The sequence below is a fragment of the Neolewinella sp. genome, from assembly GCF_965214665.1.
GTDB lineage: Bacteria > Bacteroidota > Bacteroidia > Chitinophagales > Saprospiraceae > Neolewinella.
On record NZ_OZ243970.1, the window covers coordinates 3,480,730 to 3,498,289 of the forward strand.

Here is a 17,560-nt window from a genome sequence, read left to right on the forward strand (position 1 = left end):
CACCTGACGGTGAAGGGGGTGGTACTTTTGCGAAATCGAAGGAATAGACATAGCACGGTACATGCCGGGGCCGGCCGTGCGGCGGTGGGGGCTGCGGGTGCTGGCGGTAGTCGTGGGGCTGGTTTTTGCCTACCAGTGTGTGCGGGTGGGGCGGCAGCTGGACTGGGGGGCGTTCGTGCAGGCGCTGGGGCGGCCGGGCAACTGGCGGTACCTGCTGCTGGCCGTGGCGCTGATGCCGGTGAACTGGTGGCTGGAGGCGCGTAAGTGGCAGTTGCTGCTGCGGCCGTTTCTGGTCTGGCCGTTCGGGCGGGTGCTGCGGGCTACGGTGGCGGGGGTGAGTGTGAGTGCGGCTACGCCGAACCGGATCGGGGAGATTGGCGGGCGGCTGCTCCTGGCGCGGCGCGGAGAATACGGGGGGGTAGTGGCCTCTTCGCTACTGGGTAGTGTGTGTCAGTGGGTAGCTTTTTTGCTGTTGGCGTGGCCGGCGCTCGTCTATACCATAGGGCGCTACACGCAGGTGCGGGGTAGTTGGGAAGGGCTGGGCTGGTCGTTGACGCTACTGGGCCCCGGGGTGGTCGTGGCGGTGACGCTCGGGGGTAAACCGCTCGTGCTGAGGGGGTTGCGCTGGGTGGAGCATCGCAGCGGGCGGCCTACGGCAGCGATCCGAACGGCGCTTACGAACGTTAAGTTTAAGCTAATGGCGCGATCCTGCGTCTACGCTTGCCTGCGCTTTAGCGTTTACTGCGTACAACTTTACCTGCTGCTATGGTTCTTTGGGTTAGAACTGCCGCTGGGGGTAGGGCTGGCCGGGATCGCGGCGATCTACCTGGTGCAGGCGGGCATTCCGCTACCCCCGGGGCTGAACTTCGTGACCCGCACCGAACTGGGGCTGCTGCTCTGGCAGGTGGATGCCGTGGACGGCGTGGCGGTACTGGCCGCATATACCGCCCTATTTAGCGTTAACGTGTTACTGCCCTCCCTGCCCGGTTACTGGCTGATCGTGCGGAAAAACAGAAAAAGATGAATTCGGTCTTCCTCAAATACTGTATGCTCTTCCTGCTGGCGCTACCGGTGGGCTGGGGGGATGATCCTGCTCGTTCGCCCGCGGTTGCACCGGCGGCCCCGCCCACGGAGACGCAGAGCGTGTGTTCAATCCGTAATACCACCTTTCAGGCCGGGGAGCAGATCGTGTACAAGCTGTACTACAACTGGAATTTCGTGTGGCTGGCCGCTGGAGAGGTGACCTTTAATGTGCATGACCTGCCCCACCAGTACCGCGTAAACGTGATTGGGCAGACCTACCCCAGCTATGAGTGGTTCTATCAGGTCAAGGACAACTATACCAGCTACCTGGACAAGGAAACCCTGCTCCCGCAGCTGCACATTAAGGACATATATGAGGGGGGGTACCAGAAGTACGACCGCACCAAGTTCTACCAGGATGAGCAGCGCATCGTGAGCTACCGCGGTAAGACCCGGCAGGATACCAAGGCCAAGTACATGGACGTGGACCCCTGCATGCACGACCTGATCTCGATGATCTACTTTGCGCGCAACCTGGACTACGACAGACTGGACCGCGGGCAGGAGATACCGATCAAAATCCTGATGGACCAGGAGATGCACCCCCTCAAGATCCGCTACCTGGGCCCCGAGGAGGATGTGAAGATCAAGGGGAGTGGGCGCTACAACACTTTACGCTTTAGCCCCCAGCTCATTACCGGTGAGCTCTTTAAGGAGGGGGACGAGATGAAGATTTACGTAAGCGACGACGATAATAAGATCCCGCTGCTGATCGAATCGCCCGTCACAGTGGGTAGCGTCAAGGCGGTACTGCACTCCTACAAGGGCCTACGCTACCCCATGGAGGCCAAACTCGACTAGATGAACCGCACCCTACTCCTGCTGCTCTGCATGGTACTGGCCTTCGTGCTCGGAATGGCGGCACTGTCGCTGTGGCAGTCGCACGAGCGGGAGCAGCAGGTACACGAGGAGGCCACCGTGCTGCTCGAGCGGGTCCGCAACGTGATGAAGATGGTGACCGTAGAGGGCGACGTGAACGAGCTATTCAGCTCCACCTCCTCGCGCAACGTAACGCTGTACCTGCCGCTGCCCTCCCGCTTTTCCTTCGACAAGAAGGCTACGGTGGAGGTGCGCGGTACGGTGCTGGTGGGTTACGACCTGGAGCGACTGGACATCTCCATCGACCCCGACCGGCGGGTGCTCACCCTGCGCAATTTGCCGGAGCCGGAGATCCTAGCTATTGACCACGAGCTCATCTACCGCGACCTGGACGAAAGCTGGTTCAATACCTTCAGTGCCGAGGACTACAGCCGGCTCAACCGGCGGGCGAAGGAGCGGCTGCGGGATGAGGCCCTGGCGAGTAACCTGTTGGAGCGGGCCCGGGCGCAGGGGGATGGGGTGATCGCGGGGATCGAGTACTTGGCTACCAGTGCAGGGTATACGGTGGTGGTGGAGGGTAATGGTATACAGCCCACTGAGTAGGGCAGCTCCGCTGCTGAATTTTTGAACCGCAGAGGACGCAGAGGGCCACAGAGGCGTCTTCAGAAACACCTCTGTGTTCTCCGTGCCCTCTGTGGTTGATTTCTCACGAGGCGCGTAGCGCCGAGTGCTATTTACGCAGCTTAATCTCGATCACCCCATTAGCCCCCTGCATACCGTACAAGTTGGTATCGCTCACGTTTTTGAGCACCCGCACGCGGGCAATCTCATTGACGTCAATGGTGGAGTATACCGAGCCGAAGTTGTTGCCCAGGATCGTTCCGTTGACGACAAAGAGGGGGGTAGCGTCGGAGTTGAAGTTCATATCGCCGCGGATGCGGATGGTGGCGTCGGCACCCTCCCCACGGACCGAGACGCCGGAGACGCGGCGCAGGTAGGAGGTCAGGTCGGCTCCAGATTCGGCGGTATTGACTGCCACGGTGTTACTGCCCTGGGAGGACTCGATGGCACGGCGGGCGCGGGCATTGTCCTGCTGCTGGGTGGAGCGGGGAGCGGTGGGGGTGCAGGCGCTGAGGCCCAGGAGTAGCAGCACGAGGTAGCGTGGAAATCGCATAATGAAGGTATTGCTTGATCGAACGTCTAAAGATAACGAACGCGGGGCGGGCTTTGTGACCTACGGCAGACGTCTGAGTAATCGGTAGCCTATCTTAGACGGGACCAACGTCTCCGACATATGCCGCTCGTTCATCCCCTTCTGCTTGCGCTGGGCCTGTCTCTTCTGCTGACTTCCTGCGGGGGCACGGTGACCCAAAAGGTGACCCCTGCTCCGGACGATCTGCGGACTGCTATGGAATACGACGAGCCCTACCGGCCGCAGGTCCATTTCTCCCCGCCCACCCAGTGGATGAACGACCCCAACGGGATGGTGTATCACGAGGGGGAGTATCACCTGTTCTATCAGTACTACCCCGACAGCAACGTCTGGGGACCGATGCACTGGGGGCACGCGGTGAGTGGGGATCTAGTGGAGTGGGAGCACTTACCCCTGGCCTTATACCCCGACTCCCTAGGCTGGATCTTTTCGGGCAGCGCGGTAGTAGATCACGGAAACACCAGTGGGCTAGGCGAAATTGGAAAAGACCCCCTGGTCGCCATTTTCACCTACCACAACGATCCACTGGAAAAAGCCGGCCACGACGATTTCCAGTACCAGGGCATCGCTTACAGCAATGACCGGGGGCGCAGCTGGACGAAGTATGCCGGCAACCCGGTGATCCCAAATACAGCGGCCATCCGTGACTTTCGCGACCCGAAGGTGGTGTGGGACGCCGAGCGGGAACAGTGGCTGATGGTATTTGCCGCCCAGGATCGGGTGCTGTTCTGGCGCAGTGATAATTTGATCGACTGGGAGCGGCTGAGTGCATTTGGCCAGGACATAGGCGGGCACGGCGGGGTGTGGGAGTGCCCGGATATTTTCCCCCTACAAATTGTGGAGACCGGGGAAACGCGGTGGGTACTGCTGGTGAGTATAAATCCCGGCGGACCCAATGGTGGCTCGGCCACCCAGTACTTCGTCGGCAATTTCGACGGGACCGCCTTCACCCTCGACCCCACCTTTGCCGGTGAAGTAAGGAATAGCAATGCCGTCTGGCTCGATTACGGCCGCGACAACTACGCCGGAGTGAGCTGGGCGAACATACCGGACACTGATGGCCGCCGGCTGTTCATGGGCTGGATGAGCAACTGGGCGTACGCGCGTGACGTGCCGACTACGGTATGGCGGGGGGCAATGACGGTACCTAGAACGCTGAGTTTACACCAGACGCCGGAGGGTTACCGGGTGTATTCCTCGCCCGTTGAGGAATTGACTCAGCTACGGAGGGAAGCGCAAGTGTTCCACGGGGAACACCAGCTGAAGAACCTGAGCTCGGGGGCTTTTGAACTCGAACTTATGTACGTCCTCGACGACGATGTGGCGGACACCCTGGGTGTAGAACTACGGAATATAGCGGGGGAAACGCTACAGGTGGGCTACGATGCGCAGACAAAGACGTTTTATACTGACCGACGGGGGGCGGGGCCTAACGACTTTTCGGATCGCTTTGCCCTGGCACCGCACCGGGCGCCGCGCATTAGCAATTCCGATACGCTACGTCTGCACCTCATCCTGGACCGCGCCTCGGTGGAGGTGTTTGCCGATGGGGGAGCTACGGTGCTGACCGATATTGTCTTTCCTACGGAGCCCTTCGATCGGGTGGTGCTGATCGGGGAGGGGGAGGGAACTATTTATGGGTTGCGGAGTATTTGGGGGAGTACACGATAGACTATCACCGCAGAGAACGTAGAGGGGGGTGGTTCGTACTTTTGCGGCCCGAACCTGCACTTGTAGGCAGGTCAAAAACGAGTTTACGATGATCGACATCACCCTCCCCGACGGCAGCGTCCGCCAATACGAAGCCGGCAGTAGCGCCATGGACGTGGCCCAGAGCATCTCCTCCGGACTGGCCCGAAATGTACTCAGTGCCCGCGTCAACGGCACCATCATCGACGCCAACCGGCCCATCGAGCAGGATGCGCGCGTGGAACTGCTGACCTGGAACGATCAGGGGGGTAAGGAGACCTTCTGGCACAGCACCGCCCACCTAATGGCCGAGGCGCTGGAAGAGCTCTACCCTGGGGTGAAGCTGGGCATTGGTCCGGCCGTGGAGAACGGTTTTTACTACGACATCGACACCGGCGACCGGTCCATCAGCTCCGAAGACCTACCGCGCATCGAGGAGAAGATGCTGGAGCTAGCCCGCCGCAAGGTCGACTACGTGCGCAGGGACGTGAGCAAGGCCGAGGCCGTAGCCTACTTCGAGGAAAAGCAGGACCCCTATAAGCTGGAACTGCTGGAGCGACTCAGCGACGGTAGTATCACCTTCTACACCCAGGGCAACTTTACCGACCTCTGCCGCGGCCCCCACATCAGTAATACGGGAGCCATCAAGGCCATCAAGCTAATGAAGGTGGCCGGAGCCTATTGGCTGGGTGACGAGAAGCGGCCTCAGCTTACCCGTATTTATGGCATTTCCTTCCCTAAGGCCAAGGAATTGAAGGAATATCTAGACCTGCTTGAGGAGGCCAAACAGCGCGACCACCGCAAGCTGGGCCAGGAACTAGAGCTCTTTATGTTCTCCGAAAAGGTCGGGGCCGGCCTCCCTATGTGGCTCCCTAAGGGGGCGCAGCTGCGCGAGCGGCTCGTCAACTACCTGAAGGAACGGCAGGAAAGTGCTGGCTACCAGCAGGTCGTCACCCCCCACATCGGCAAAAAAGAGCTTTACGTGACCAGCGGCCACTGGGAGAAGTACGGCGCGGACAGCTTCCAGCCCATCAAGACCCCGCGGGAGGGCGAGGAGTTCATGCTTAAACCCATGAACTGTCCCCATCACTGCGAGATGTATAAATTCCGCCCGCGGAGCTACCGGGAGCTGCCCCTCCGACTGGCCGAGTTCGGCACCGTGTACCGCTACGAGCAGACCGGCGAGCTCCACGGCCTGAGCCGGGTACGGGGTTTCACCCAGGACGATGCCCACATCTTCTGCATGCCCTCCCAGGTCAAGGGGGAGTTCCTGGCTGTAGTCGATATCGTGCGCGAGGTGCTCGGTATGATCGGCTTCGACGACGTGACCGCCCAGATCTCCCTGCGCGACCCCGAGACCCCCGAGAAATACATCGGCTCCGAGGCCAACTGGGATGCCGCCGAGCAGGCCATCATTGACGCCTGTACCGAGATCGACATGCAAACCGTTAAGGTCTACGGCGAGGCGGCCTTCTACGGTCCGAAGCTCGACTTCATGGTCCGCGACGCCCTTGGCCGCCAGTGGCAGCTCGGTACGGTACAGGTAGACTACAACCTCCCCGATAAGTTCGAGCTGGAGTACATCGGCCCCGACAACCAGCCGCACCGACCGGTGATGATCCACCGCGCTCCCTTCGGCTCCCTGGAGCGCTTCACCAGCATTCTGATCGAGCACACCGGCGGCAAGTTTCCGCTCTGGCTAGCTCCGGAGCAGATCGCTATCTTGCCCATCAGCGAGAAGTTCAATGCCTACAGCGAGGAGGTGCTCGCCGAACTGGCGCAGCACGACATCCGCGGCGCCGTCGACGACCGTAACGAGACCATCGGCCGTAAGATCCGCGATACCGAGCTACGGCGCGTGCCCTTCATGCTCATAGTCGGCGAGAAAGAAGCCGAGTCCGGGCAGGTGGCCGTGCGGGTGCAGGGGGAAGGGGACCGGGGGGCGATGTCGGTGGGGGAGTTTGTGGAGTTTTTTAAGGAGCAGCTATAGGTTTGACCACGGAGTTTCACAGAGTGGTTTTCCCTCAAACACCCGCCGCTTTCCAAAATAATTATAAAAAAACACCACCCCCGTAGCCACTAGCTTAATGCCCCACTCCCGGTCACCGAGCAGGGGGAAGAAGTGAAGTCCATACACGATGACCGCGTCCAGCAGTAACCCACCGACGCTGACTACCATGCTGAGAAGAAAGGCGGAGCGCAGGGAGCGGCGAAGCTCGAACACGAAATAGCGTTGCAGAAAAAAGTTGAGCACCACACTGCTGGAGTACGCAATGACCGTAGCGGGCACCGGAGGCAGGAAGCGGTCGACCAGCAGCAGATACAGGCCGTAATTGATGGCTGTGGCGATGAGTCCGGTGAGGGCGTATTTTCTCACCCTTCCTGTGCGAGCTGCGCCCGGTGCAACTCACGGAAATAGTCGCGAATCTCGAGCCAGGTGTTAAACCGCGGGTAGTCGGCGTCGAGCAGGGCGTTGTGGCTCGCGGTGAAGAGGAGTCCCTGCCCGTTGAAGCCGGCCAGATTGGTCACCTTATCGTCGATCATGTAGTCGCCGTGTACGATACTCTTATTGCCGCAAAAGACGATACGCTCCCAGTGCACGAAGGGCATGTGCTCCTCCAGCCATTCCCACTTGTCGGTAAAACTGTGCTTGAACTCGGTGGCCGCCGTGACGATGTACACCTCGTAGCGCTCGTACAACTCCCGCACCACCTCACCGGCGTCCTTCATCACCGGTAAGTGACGAAAAAAACCCGGCTCGTGCAGTGCCTCGCGGATGCCCTCCACGCCCGGAAGATCGTAAATGCGCTTGCCGGCATAGGTGGCCGGGTCGATGGACTTACCGTAACGGGTTTCGTACAGCTCGTGGTAGCGCTGGTAGTTGTCTACCATCACCTCATCCATGTCGATACAGATACGCATTACACGATTCCTTTTCTGGTATCGGCTTCGAAGCCGTCGTCCTCCAATTCCTTATAGGCGGGTTCCACCTCACGGTAATCGGGCGTGCCCCCCTTGGTGGAGCGGTGCCAGGCTACGCGGGCGCGGTTGAGTAGCACCATGAGGGAGGGTAAGAGGAGCAGCAAGACCAGCGTAGAAGCCAGCAGACCGAAGGCCACCGATACCGCCATGGGAATCAAAAACTGCGCCTGTCGGCTCTTTTCCAGTAGTAGGGGGGCTAGCCCCGCAAAGGTCGTCACGGAGGTGAGCAGGATGGGCCGGAAGCGGCTGTGCCCCGCGTCGTTGAGCGCATCCATCATGCTCATGCCGCTGCGGATGTTGTCGTTGTAGGTGGCGATGAAAACCAGCCCGTCGTTGACGATGATACCCACCAGGGCAATAATACCCAGAAAGGAGAACAGCGAGATCGGCTTGCCCATCAGCCAGTGGCCAAAAACCACCCCGATGATGCCGAAGGGCAGTAGGAAGAACAGCACCGAAGCCTGCCCGATGGAGCGAAAAGTGAGTGCCACCACGAAGAACATCAGCGCCAGTACCACCGGTAGTACGATCGACACCGAGGCGGCCGTCTTCTCCTGGTTCCTCACCTGCCCGTCGGAGACCGTAGATACGCCGGGGTAGTCGGCCAGTACACGGGGAATGATCTCCTCGCTCACCAGCGCATTGACGTCCGTGACCGATACGGCGTTGTTGGCTACGTCGGCCTCGACCTTCACCTCCCGCTTGCCGTCAGTGTGGTTAATGGCAATCACGCCGCGCTGGGGTTCTAGGTTGACGATCTCGCTGATGGGATACTCGCCCCCATTCGGCAGACGGATGCGCATGTTATTTAGGTCGGCGATGCTGCGGCGGCTGTCCTCGCCGTAGCGTAGCCACACACGCACCTCGTCTTCGCCGCGCTGCAACCGCTGGGCCTCGGCACCGAAAAAGGCGGCGCGTACCTGTCCGACGATGTCCTGTAGGTCAAGTCCCAGATAACGGGCCTTCTCCTTCAGGGTAATATTAATCTCGCGCAGCCCCGCCTGATCGTTGTCGACCACGTCGGTGAGCTCGGCCATCTGTTCCAGTTCGAATTTGACCTTGGCGGTGGCTTTCTCCAGTTCTTCGATATCACTACCGACCAGGCTCACGCTTACGGGCTTACCGAAGAAGGAGCGGCCGCCGTAGCTCAGGATCTCCGCCTCGTCGATCTGGCCCACCTCGTCGCGGATAGCGTTTTGTACGTCACGGAGGGCCACGTCTCCCCGCTCTTCCCCGGGTAGTAGAGCCACGGTGGCCGAGCCCTGATAGGTAGTGGGGCCTACCTTAACTTCGATCCGCTCCACCAGCTCCCGCCCGTCGTCGAAGACCTCGGCACTCATCCGTTCGTTGACCCGCTCGGCGGCCGCGGCGATCCGCTCCAAGATGGCCTGGGTCTTCTCCTCCGGCGTACCGGCGGGTAGCTGCAGGGTGACCGATACGTCGTCGCCCTCGATGATGGGAAAGAAGGTAGTCTTTACAATACCGGCCCGCACGACGCCAATACTCAGAAAAAGCACGGCCAGACAGAGCGACAGCGTAATGAACTTATACCGCATCGTCCAGGCCAGCACCGGCGCATAAAGGGTATCGCGCAGGAAGTTCATCAGCCCATCGAATTTGCGCTGGATCCAGTTGGGCTCCACGCCCTTATCCAACGCGTGGGAGTGGGCCACGTGAGTGGGCAGGATCACCGCGCCCTCAATCAGCGAAAAGATCAGCGAGAAAATGACCACGATGGCCATCTCGCGGAAAAAATCGCCCAGTGTGCCGTCGATAAAAAAGAAGCTGGAAAAGGCGATCACCGTGGTCAGGATCGCGGCGAAGACCGCACTGAGCACATCCGTCGTGCCGGTGATGGCGGCCTTGATGCGCGGTATTCCCTTCTCGTGGTAGCTGTAGATGTTTTCCCCGATCACGATACCGTCGTCGACCAGAATACCGATCACGATGATCATCCCGAAGAGGGAAATAACGTTCAGGGTCACGTCCAGCGCATTGGCAATAATGAACATACCGGCGAAGCTGATGGGGATGGACAGGGCCACCCAGAAGGCCAGTCGCCAGTGCAGGAACACCGCTAGCAGTATGGCCACGATGAAAAAACCCTGGATGCCGTTGGTCTGTAGGGTATGCATCCGCTGCCGCAGCGTTACGCTGGCGTCGCTGATCACTGTGGCCTGGATGCTGGTGTTCTCCGCATTGAACTTATCCAGGTATTCCTTCACCGCATCGGTAATGAAGAGCATGTCCTCCTCCAGGGTGTTCTGCACCTCCACACTTACGCTCGGTGTGCCGTCCAGGTAGGCCCGGTCGGGCTGATCGGCCCAGCGATCGCGTACGGTCGCCACCTGACTCAGGCGTACGGTACCACCCGCCGGCGTGGTCTTCACCACGATGTCCTTCAGCCCATCGGCGTAGTATTCCTTATTGCGGGCCCGCAGTAGTAGCTCTTCCTCCGTGCCCTTCACCGTACCCCCGGTGATGTCTACGTTCGTGCGGCGCACCGCATCGGCCGCCTCCTGAAAGGTGAGCCCGTAGGCCTGTAGGTCCTCTTCGCGAAAGGCGATCTCGATCTCCTCGTCCGGAAAGCCGGAAAGCTCCACCTTGGAGAGGCCCTCAATGGCCAGTAGGTCGTCCTCCACCTGCCGGGCGGCCGTCTTGAGCGCGCCTAGGTTCACGCCCTGACCCGATAGCGCAAAGGTGATGGCCCGCCCCAGCTGCTCCTGCTTAAAAATCACCGGCGGCTCCATACCCACCGGGAAGCTATTGATGCGGTCCACCTCGTTCTTTACGTCCTGCAGGATCAGGTCGGTGTCGTAGCCCTTCAGCACCTCCACGGTCACCCGGCCGCTGTTTTCGGAGCTGACGCTGGTGTAGCGCTCCACGCCGGTGAGGCCCTTCAGATTCTCCTCGATTTTATTGACGATGCCCTCCTCGACCTCCTCGGGGCTGGCACCGGGGTAGATGACCTGAATATTGATCACCCGGCTCGGAAACTCCGGGAAAAAGGTCGACTTCATCTGCCACAGGCTCAGCCCCCCCATCACGAGCAGGCCGAACATCAGTAAGTTAGCCGCTACGGGGTACTTGACGAAGTACTGAATAAATCCTTTCATAACGACTGCTTACTTCAGGCTACCGGTGGTGGAAGTGGTAGACTCGCTGGCGGTTTCGGTATCTACCTCCACGGTAGGGTTATCGATCTTTACCCGCATGCCCTCGAAGGCTCCGGCCACCGTACCGGTAACTAGCTCGGTGCCGTCGGGCAGTCCACTTACGAGCACCGTGCTGCGGTTCGACTTACGCACCATCACGGGTTGTAGGCTCAGCAAGGTATCGTCGCGCACCACGTACACCTCGCGCTCGTCGATGAGCAGGTTGCGGTCGATTTCGACTACGCCCTCCAGGACACGAGCCGCGGCTTCTCCCCGCATGTACATGCCCTCATGCAGCTCCTTGCCACTCACGCCCACAAAAACCTCCACGGTCTGGGAGCCGGCGTCGATCTGATTACCGATGCGGCGTATCTTGCCGGTCCACTCACCGGGGATGTCCTCGCTATACATACTCACCTGACCGCCCACTTTGAGGTAATTCAGGTCGGAGAGCGGCACGGTGGCCACTAGCTCGTAGTAGCCCGTAGCCATCAACTCGCCTAGGATTTGCCCGGGGCGAACCACGGCCCCCTCGTCTATATTGACGGTGGTCAGCACACCCGAAAAGGGGGCGTAAATGACGTACTTGCTCAGCCGCTCCTCGGCGCTCTTGATGGTATAGTACTGGCTGTACAGGTTGCGCCCGGCCACGAAGAGCTTTTCCTGCCGGTCTACCGCCGTGGGCAGTTCGGGTAGCGGCTTATCTACGTCAAAATCTGCCAGGTAAGCCTCCCAGGCGGCAAAACTCTGGGGATAGTCAATCTTTAAATCGGGCATGATCTGGGCGATGCTGTTGAGCAGGCTAGCTTTCTGCGACTGCAGGTTCAGCCGCGGCTCATCGTCGTCGATGCGCAGGATCACGTCGCCCTTACTAAAGTAAGTACCCTCTTTGAGCGGCCGGCCGGTCTCTTCTACCGCACCGCCTACCTCACTGTAGAGCTCGATCTTGTTGTAGGCCTGTAGGCGCCCCTGCACGTCCAGTGTGGTAGCCAGATCGGCATTGGTCACCCGGCGGGTCTCTACGGCCTTGACCCGTTTAGTAATCTCCTTCTTGGGCGCCTCCTCCTTGAGCGAAGCGAGGTACTGCATACCGAAAAATCCGAGGCAGACAATGCCGAGTCCCAGCAACGCCTTAAGGATGTTGTTAATCGTACTACGTTTCATGCTGAGTCTTTGGCGAACAGAAAACCAAACCGCCCAAGCTACATACAGTTGCACCACCCTTCCGGCGTGTCAAAGATAAGGGATGGCCCGTCCCCCGTCCTACACCCAAAACGCCTTAGCAATAGCCCCCACAATTACCACCACCAGCAGCCGGTAGGCCCACACCCCCGCCCGCGGATGATTGGCCGCATACTTTGCCGTCAGGTACCCGCCCACCGTCTGCCCTACGGCCATCAGCAAGCCCATCGGCCAGTCGATGAGGCCGCGCCAGGCAAAGATGGCTACGGCAATGCCGGTATAGATCGTCACCACGATCCCCTTCACCACGTTGGCCTGGATGATCTCGTACTTAGCTACCAGCACCATCAGAGCCAGGAAGAAGATGCCCATGCCCATCTGGATGAAGCCCCCGTAGACTCCCATCGCAAAGAAGGCCGGCACGGCTACCCAGAGGGAAAGCGCCGCTTCGGGGTGGGTGGCCACCAGCCAGCGTTTCGGATTGACCAGCACCACGGCTAGCATCACCACGAGTAGGTAGCGGAAGATGGTGCGGAAAGTGGCGTTGTCGACGATGAGGCTCAGCCAGATACCGAGGATGGCCCCCAGACTGGTCAGTACCACGATCAGCCACATCTCCCGTTGCCGCCCGGCGGTCACGCGCAGCCGGCCCGCCCGGTGAAAGGCCCAGGTGCCGGCCGCCCCCTGGGTCACGATACCCACCCGGTTGGTGGCGTTGGCCACGTCGGCGGGTAGGCCCAGTACTTCCATTAGAATCGTCAGCGTGATGGCCGAGCCGTTGCCCGCCAGGGTGTTGATGGCCCCGGCCAGGGTGGCGCCGAGTAGGGCGATAAGGTAGGCCACCATCAGCGGGTAAGTACGATGTAGTCCAGGAGGAGCACCTCGAGAAAGTCCTCCGTCGAGCCCTTGACGTCCTGCGCATCGAGCTCCAATAACTGCATCATCTTTGCGGCTAGCTCGGAGAGTGCCTGCCGGTGGGCGGCATTACGGTAGCGGCGGTACCGCAGAATGCACTGCTTGACGACCAGCATATCCTCATCCGTCATCCGCTGCACGGCCGGGTAGCGGGCCGCGTGCTGCTCGCGGTTGCGGATGGTGAGGATGTCGGCCAGCGTCACCCCCCCAAAACCCACGGTATTGATCACCACGGTGCCGGCGATGAGGTCGCCCAGCCGCTGGTTGCGCCGCCCGGTGAGGATGAATAGAATGGCTAGCATACCCAGCGTAAAGATGGCATCCGGGATCAGGAATACGGCCCGCACCAGAAAATCGGCCGGCGTGGGGTCGCGCCCGTCGAGCCGGATGACCCGCAGCCGCAACAGTTTTTTGCCGGCCGTCTGCCCCCGGCTCAGCATCTCCCAGAAAAAGAAGTACAGCAGGGTAGAGAAGAGCGGACCGAATACGAAGAACACGGCATCGCTATACGGTAGTAATCCGACTGACTCGACGAAAAAGGCCAGTAGTAGATAGGTGACCGTAACGACGACTAGGTCGATCAAAAAGGCGCCGATGCGCGATCCTAGCGAGGCCGTTTCGTAGTCAATACGGACGTTCTGGGTGGTATGAATCGTAACGGCGGCCATAGGCGGGGCGAAGTTACTAAACCCTTAAAGGCCCCGGCGGTGTACACTTGTGCAAAGGCCCCGCCGTTGTAGCTTCTCCGTGGCATGAGCAAGAAATCCATCTACCTGATTATCGGTTTGATCATGACTTCCATCGTGGGGCTGATCATCCTGCAGCTACGACTCATCCAGACCGGCCTGGAGGTGAACAAGGAGCGCTATGACCGCGCCGTCCAGAGCGTACTCAAGCAGGTAGCCGACGAGGTGGAGGATAACGAAGAGGCCGAGATCAACCTGACGCTCAATAATGGCTACGCCGGTGGCGTGCCCGGAGGCAGCACCGTATACGGCGAGGTCTATATCGGCAAGCCTACTTCGGGGCTGCTCTCGGGCCGCGCCATTCGCACCTACCCCAACTCGCTGCGCCTACGCGCTCAGTTTGCCAACCGCAACCTGGAGGAACGCATTGACCGGGAGGCAATCCATAAGAAGATGGTCAAGGAGCTAAAGAACGCCGGCATCGAGGATGAGCTGGAGTACGGCATCTACGATACCCGCCAGCAGCGCTTCCTCTCCCGCAACGGTCGGCTGCTCTCCGTGGCCGGCTCCGATACCAGTCGCCACGAAGACCTGATGCACGGCGATTATGTGGTGAGCCTCTTCGACAACGATCCCTCCATTCCGGGTGAGATTCGTGCCTACAGTCCCGATAAGGACAGCGTGGTGTACAGCTCGCTCTACGGCAACTTTACGATCAGTCTGCTCTTCGTGCTCATCATTCTGGGCTGCTTTGTGTACACCATCTACGTGATCCTGCGGCAGAAGAAGGTTTCGGAGATGAAGACCGACTTTATTAACAACATGACCCACGAATTCAAAACACCCATCGCCACGATCTCCCTAGCCACGGACAGCATCGTCAGCCCCCGGGTGAGCAACGACCCGGAAAAGGTGCAGCGCTTCGCCCGCATCATCAAGCAGGAAAACAAGCGCATGAACGACCAGGTCGAGAAGGTGCTGCAGATGGCCAGGCTCGATAAGTCGCGCCTCAACCTCAATCTCACCGCCGTAGATCTCAACGACGTGGTCCAGAGCGCGGTAGAGTACATCTGCCTACAGGTAGAGCCCCGCGGCGGCACCGTCACGACCGACCTGGCGGCCGATCCCTCCGTAGTCGAGGGCGATATGACCCACCTGTCGAGCCTGATCAATAACCTGCTCGACAACGCCAACAAGTACTCGCCCGACCCTCCGGAAATACAGGTGTGCACCCGTAACGTGCCGCGTGGGGTGGAGGTCAACGTCACCGATCACGGACTGGGAATGAGCCGCGAAGCACGAAAAAACATTTTCGACCGTTTTTATCGGGTGCACACCGGCGATCGCCACGACGTGAAGGGCTTTGGCCTGGGACTTTCCTACGTCAAGACGATCACGGAGGTGCACAACGGCACCATCGAGGTGAAGAGCGAGCTCGGTAAGGGCAGTAGCTTCATCGTCACTTTTCCCTACCGGCAGCCCGAATGAAGCCACCCCGTACCCAAACTCACCTACCCGCTACAATCCCACAATCCATGAGCGAAACCGCTACTCCCGACGCTAAAATCCTCCTGGTGGAGGACGACCAGAACTTCGGCGATGTCCTGCGCTCCTTCCTCGAGGTGCATGACTATGACGTCACCCTAGCCCAGGACGGTGTAGCCGGCCTGGAGGCTTACCGCCGCAGCAAGTGGGACTTGTGCATTTTTGACGTCATGATGCCCCGCCTGAGCGGCTTCGAGTTGGCCAAGAAAGTGCGTGAGACGGACTCTCAGACCCCCATCATCTTCCTTACCGCCAAGGCCATGAAGGAAGACGTGCTCAACGGCTTCGAGCTCGGAGCCGACGATTACATCACCAAGCCCTTCAACAGCGAGGAGCTGCTGGCCCGCATGAACGTGATCCTCCGCCGTAGCCAGGTCCCCGTCGACCCCAAGGAAGAACAGACCGACTTCGAGTTTGGGCAGTTCCACTTCAATTTTCCGCTACGCATCCTTACCCATACTAGTGACAAGGGCGAAAAGACGAAGGAAAAGCTCAGCCCGAAGGAAGCACAGCTCATGCAACTCTTCGCCATCCACAAGAACAACGTCCTGAGCCGCAGCGAGGCCCTGACCAAAATTTGGGGCGAGGACAACTACTTCACGGCCCGCTCCATGGACGTCTTCGTCACCAAGCTACGCAAGTACCTCAAGCTCGACCCGGCCATCGAGATTGTCAACATCCACGGCAACGGCTTTCAACTGCTGGTAACTAGCGAGCAGGAAGGTTAAAGCCCCACCCCCCCATACAATACGGCCCACACCGGCGGTTTAAGAGTTCAAGTATCCGCATAGCGGGCGGTAGTCCACCGTTAGGTGGCACTCATCGCCCCAATCGGAAACCGGTGGCGGTTCGCGCCGTCCAATGTTTTAGTTTTTGGGATTATAATTTTTTCGCCGAAGCCGCCGTGCTTCGGCTTTTTTCGTTGTATACCACCCTATGCTACGTTGTCGCTTCATTGTTTGGCTACTCTTCCCCGTCCTAACCCTGCCCGCCCAGGTCACTAACCCCCGCGCCCAGCTCGACCGCCTCGTGGCCCAGAACCCCGTCTTCGCCAGCGGCCACACCGGCTTCAGCCTCTACGACATCGACCGCGAACAGCCGGTGTACGGCTACCAGGCCGATCGCTACTTCGTTCCGGCCAGCAACGTCAAGCTGCTCACCTTTTTGGTAGCCCACCGGGTGCTGGGCCAGTCGGTACCCGCGGTGTACTACCAGCGCGGGGCGGACCGGCTCGACATCTGGGGTACGGGCTACCCCCTGCTGCTGCACCCCAGTTTTCAGGGATATGACGAGCTCGCCCCCTGGCTACAGCAGCAGGTGGTACCGATCGTGCTGCACCAGCCCGAAACCGAGACGCCACCACGTTACGGAGCCGGCTGGAGCTGGGATGACTTCAACTACGGCTACGTGTACGAGCGCACGGCCCTACCGATCTACGGCAACCGGCTGCACCTGGAGCGCGATCCGGACCCCGGACTCCTGGGTAGCGCGCTGCTGGGCTCCCCGCCGGAAGTAGCCGGCGCCCTAGTCATGGACGCAGACCAGCCCTACACCATCCGGCGGGGCGAGGAACAGAACGTCTTTACGGTCAATGAGGATATTTACAAGCTGGGGGATTCGCCCCTCCAACGCGCGCTGCACACGAGTGCCGACTTTACGCTGCGGCAGCTCCGGGAGGCTTTTCCCGCCCTTACGATTAGTGGGCACCGGCGGCCCCGCCCCCCCCTTAGCCAGCTGAACGTGCTGAGCGTGGCCCTGCCGGATACCGTGTACCGCCGGCTGCTACAGGACAGCGATAACTTCCTGGCCGAGCAACTGATCCTACAGGCTGCGGCCGCGCGCTACGGTACGCTGGACGAGGAGACGCTGTTCGAGTACGCCACCGATACGCTGTTTGCCGGGCTGCGGCTGGGGCGAATGCGGTACGCCGATGGCAGTGGGCTGAGCCGGTACAATCTGGTCACGCCCAACCAATTCGTGCAGGTAGTGGCGGCACTGGACCGGGAGGTGGGGCGCGAACGCCTACAGTCCCTACTGCCCACCGGGGGGAGGAACGGTACCCTGAAACGACGCTTCGACGGGGCGGCCGAACCCTACGTATGGGCCAAAACGGGCTCGCTGAGTGGAGTGATGTGCATCTCCGGACTGGTACGGACGCGGCGGGGGCGCTACCTAGCCTTCAGCTTTCTGCACAACAACGTGATGGGTAGTACCAGTGACTACTACCGCGAGATGGAGCGAGTGCTGGGTTGGGTGTACGAGGAGCTTTAGTGGCATCTTTGCGGCAAATT

The 17,560-nt window shown here is 60.1% G+C and carries 15 protein-coding genes; 8 read left to right on the plus strand and 7 right to left on the minus strand.

Annotated features, from left to right (window positions below; genetic code table 11):
- Window positions 1-61 precede the first annotated feature (61 nt).
- Genes ACOOHD_RS14940 through ACOOHD_RS14950 form a run of 3 tightly spaced genes read left to right on the plus strand, consistent with a single transcriptional unit; the run spans window position 62 to window position 2,505 of the window.
- Window positions 62-1,024, plus strand: a complete 963-nt coding sequence (locus ACOOHD_RS14940) for a lysylphosphatidylglycerol synthase transmembrane domain-containing protein (RefSeq protein WP_420458682.1) — start codon at window positions 62-64, stop codon at window positions 1,022-1,024.
- Window positions 1,021-1,884, plus strand: a complete 864-nt coding sequence (locus tag ACOOHD_RS14945) for a DUF3108 domain-containing protein (protein ID WP_420458683.1) — start codon at window positions 1,021-1,023, stop codon at window positions 1,882-1,884. Before ACOOHD_RS14940 ends, ACOOHD_RS14945 begins: the two co-directional genes overlap by 4 nt.
- Window positions 1,885-2,505, plus strand: coding sequence for a DUF4230 domain-containing protein (locus ACOOHD_RS14950; RefSeq protein ID WP_420458684.1), 621 nt, complete (start codon window positions 1,885-1,887; stop codon window positions 2,503-2,505).
- Between the two features lie 127 nt (window positions 2,506-2,632).
- Here the strand turns inward: ACOOHD_RS14950 and ACOOHD_RS14955 are convergent, their stop codons facing one another.
- Window positions 2,633-3,076, minus strand: coding sequence for a TonB-dependent receptor plug domain-containing protein (locus tag ACOOHD_RS14955; RefSeq protein WP_420458685.1), 444 nt, complete (start codon window positions 3,074-3,076; stop codon window positions 2,633-2,635).
- Window positions 3,077-3,196: 120 nt separating this feature from the next.
- Here ACOOHD_RS14955 and ACOOHD_RS14960 point away from each other — a divergent pair, with 120 nt between their 5' ends.
- A complete protein-coding gene (locus tag ACOOHD_RS14960) occupies window positions 3,197-4,786 on the plus strand; it encodes a glycoside hydrolase family 32 protein (protein WP_420458686.1) in 1,590 nt (529 codons plus the stop codon).
- Window positions 4,787-4,874: 88 nt separating this feature from the next.
- Window positions 4,875-6,794: a threonine--tRNA ligase gene (gene thrS / locus ACOOHD_RS14965; RefSeq protein WP_420458687.1), complete on the plus strand. Its 1,920-nt coding sequence runs from the start codon at window positions 4,875-4,877 to the stop codon at window positions 6,792-6,794.
- Here thrS and ACOOHD_RS14970 read toward each other — a convergent pair.
- From ACOOHD_RS14970 to ACOOHD_RS14995, 6 genes are all read right to left on the minus strand, one after another.
- Window positions 6,789-7,181: a GtrA family protein gene (locus ACOOHD_RS14970; protein ID WP_420458688.1), complete on the minus strand. Its 393-nt coding sequence runs from the start codon at window positions 7,179-7,181 to the stop codon at window positions 6,789-6,791. The genes thrS and ACOOHD_RS14970 overlap by 6 nt on opposite strands.
- Window positions 7,178-7,726, minus strand: a complete 549-nt coding sequence (locus ACOOHD_RS14975; protein WP_420458689.1) for a 5' nucleotidase, NT5C type — start codon at window positions 7,724-7,726, stop codon at window positions 7,178-7,180. Before ACOOHD_RS14975 ends, ACOOHD_RS14970 begins: the two co-directional genes overlap by 4 nt.
- A complete protein-coding gene (locus ACOOHD_RS14980; RefSeq protein WP_420458690.1) occupies window positions 7,726-10,902 on the minus strand; it encodes an efflux RND transporter permease subunit in 3,177 nt (1,058 codons plus the stop codon). Before ACOOHD_RS14980 ends, ACOOHD_RS14975 begins: the two co-directional genes overlap by 1 nt.
- A gap of 9 nt (window positions 10,903-10,911) precedes the next feature.
- Window positions 10,912-12,105 (minus strand): efflux RND transporter periplasmic adaptor subunit, encoded by a 1,194-nt coding sequence (locus tag ACOOHD_RS14985; RefSeq protein ID WP_420458691.1) that lies wholly within the window; start codon window positions 12,103-12,105, stop codon window positions 10,912-10,914.
- Window positions 12,106-12,204: 99 nt separating this feature from the next.
- Window positions 12,205-12,969: a sulfite exporter TauE/SafE family protein gene (locus tag ACOOHD_RS14990; RefSeq protein ID WP_420458692.1), complete on the minus strand. Its 765-nt coding sequence runs from the start codon at window positions 12,967-12,969 to the stop codon at window positions 12,205-12,207.
- Window positions 12,969-13,706 carry an RDD family protein gene (locus ACOOHD_RS14995; RefSeq protein WP_420458693.1) on the minus strand — a complete coding sequence of 246 codons (738 nt, stop codon included), beginning with the start codon at window positions 13,704-13,706 and terminating at the stop codon, window positions 12,969-12,971. Before ACOOHD_RS14995 ends, ACOOHD_RS14990 begins: the two co-directional genes overlap by 1 nt.
- Before the next feature lie 84 nt (window positions 13,707-13,790).
- Between ACOOHD_RS14995 and ACOOHD_RS15000 the strand changes: the two genes are divergently transcribed.
- From ACOOHD_RS15000 to dacB, 3 genes are all read left to right on the plus strand, one after another.
- Complete coding sequence (locus ACOOHD_RS15000; protein WP_420458694.1) at window positions 13,791-15,212, plus strand: sensor histidine kinase; 1,422 nt, start codon at window positions 13,791-13,793, stop codon at window positions 15,210-15,212.
- 47 nt (window positions 15,213-15,259) lie between these two features.
- On the plus strand, window positions 15,260-15,997 hold the full coding sequence (locus ACOOHD_RS15005; protein WP_420458695.1) for a response regulator transcription factor: 738 nt from the start codon (window positions 15,260-15,262) through the stop codon (window positions 15,995-15,997).
- Between the two features lie 208 nt (window positions 15,998-16,205).
- A complete protein-coding gene (gene dacB / locus ACOOHD_RS15010) occupies window positions 16,206-17,540 on the plus strand; it encodes a D-alanyl-D-alanine carboxypeptidase/D-alanyl-D-alanine endopeptidase (protein ID WP_420458696.1) in 1,335 nt (444 codons plus the stop codon).
- Window positions 17,541-17,560: the final 20 nt, after the last annotated feature.

Coding starts and splice junctions, on each gene's coding strand:
- ACOOHD_RS14980 (WP_420458690.1), bottom strand. CDS start 10,902: ATGAAAGGATTTATTCAGTACTTCGTCAAGTACCCCGTAGCGGCTAAC.
- ACOOHD_RS14950 (WP_420458684.1), top strand. CDS start 1,885: ATGAACCGCACCCTACTCCTGCTGCTCTGCATGGTACTGGCCTTCGTG.
- ACOOHD_RS14960 (WP_420458686.1), top strand. CDS start 3,197: ATGCCGCTCGTTCATCCCCTTCTGCTTGCGCTGGGCCTGTCTCTTCTG.
- ACOOHD_RS14940 (WP_420458682.1), top strand. CDS start 62: ATGCCGGGGCCGGCCGTGCGGCGGTGGGGGCTGCGGGTGCTGGCGGTA.
- thrS (WP_420458687.1), top strand. CDS start 4,875: ATGATCGACATCACCCTCCCCGACGGCAGCGTCCGCCAATACGAAGCC.
- ACOOHD_RS14975 (WP_420458689.1), bottom strand. CDS start 7,726: ATGCGTATCTGTATCGACATGGATGAGGTGATGGTAGACAACTACCAG.
- ACOOHD_RS14995 (WP_420458693.1), bottom strand. CDS start 13,706: ATGGCCGCCGTTACGATTCATACCACCCAGAACGTCCGTATTGACTAC.
- ACOOHD_RS15005 (WP_420458695.1), top strand. CDS start 15,260: ATGAGCGAAACCGCTACTCCCGACGCTAAAATCCTCCTGGTGGAGGAC.
- ACOOHD_RS15000 (WP_420458694.1), top strand. CDS start 13,791: ATGAGCAAGAAATCCATCTACCTGATTATCGGTTTGATCATGACTTCC.
- ACOOHD_RS14985 (WP_420458691.1), bottom strand. CDS start 12,105: ATGAAACGTAGTACGATTAACAACATCCTTAAGGCGTTGCTGGGACTC.
- ACOOHD_RS14990 (WP_420458692.1), bottom strand. CDS start 12,969: ATGGTGGCCTACCTTATCGCCCTACTCGGCGCCACCCTGGCCGGGGCC.
- ACOOHD_RS14955 (WP_420458685.1), bottom strand. CDS start 3,076: ATGCGATTTCCACGCTACCTCGTGCTGCTACTCCTGGGCCTCAGCGCC.
- dacB (WP_420458696.1), top strand. CDS start 16,206: ATGCTACGTTGTCGCTTCATTGTTTGGCTACTCTTCCCCGTCCTAACC.
- ACOOHD_RS14945 (WP_420458683.1), top strand. CDS start 1,021: ATGAATTCGGTCTTCCTCAAATACTGTATGCTCTTCCTGCTGGCGCTA.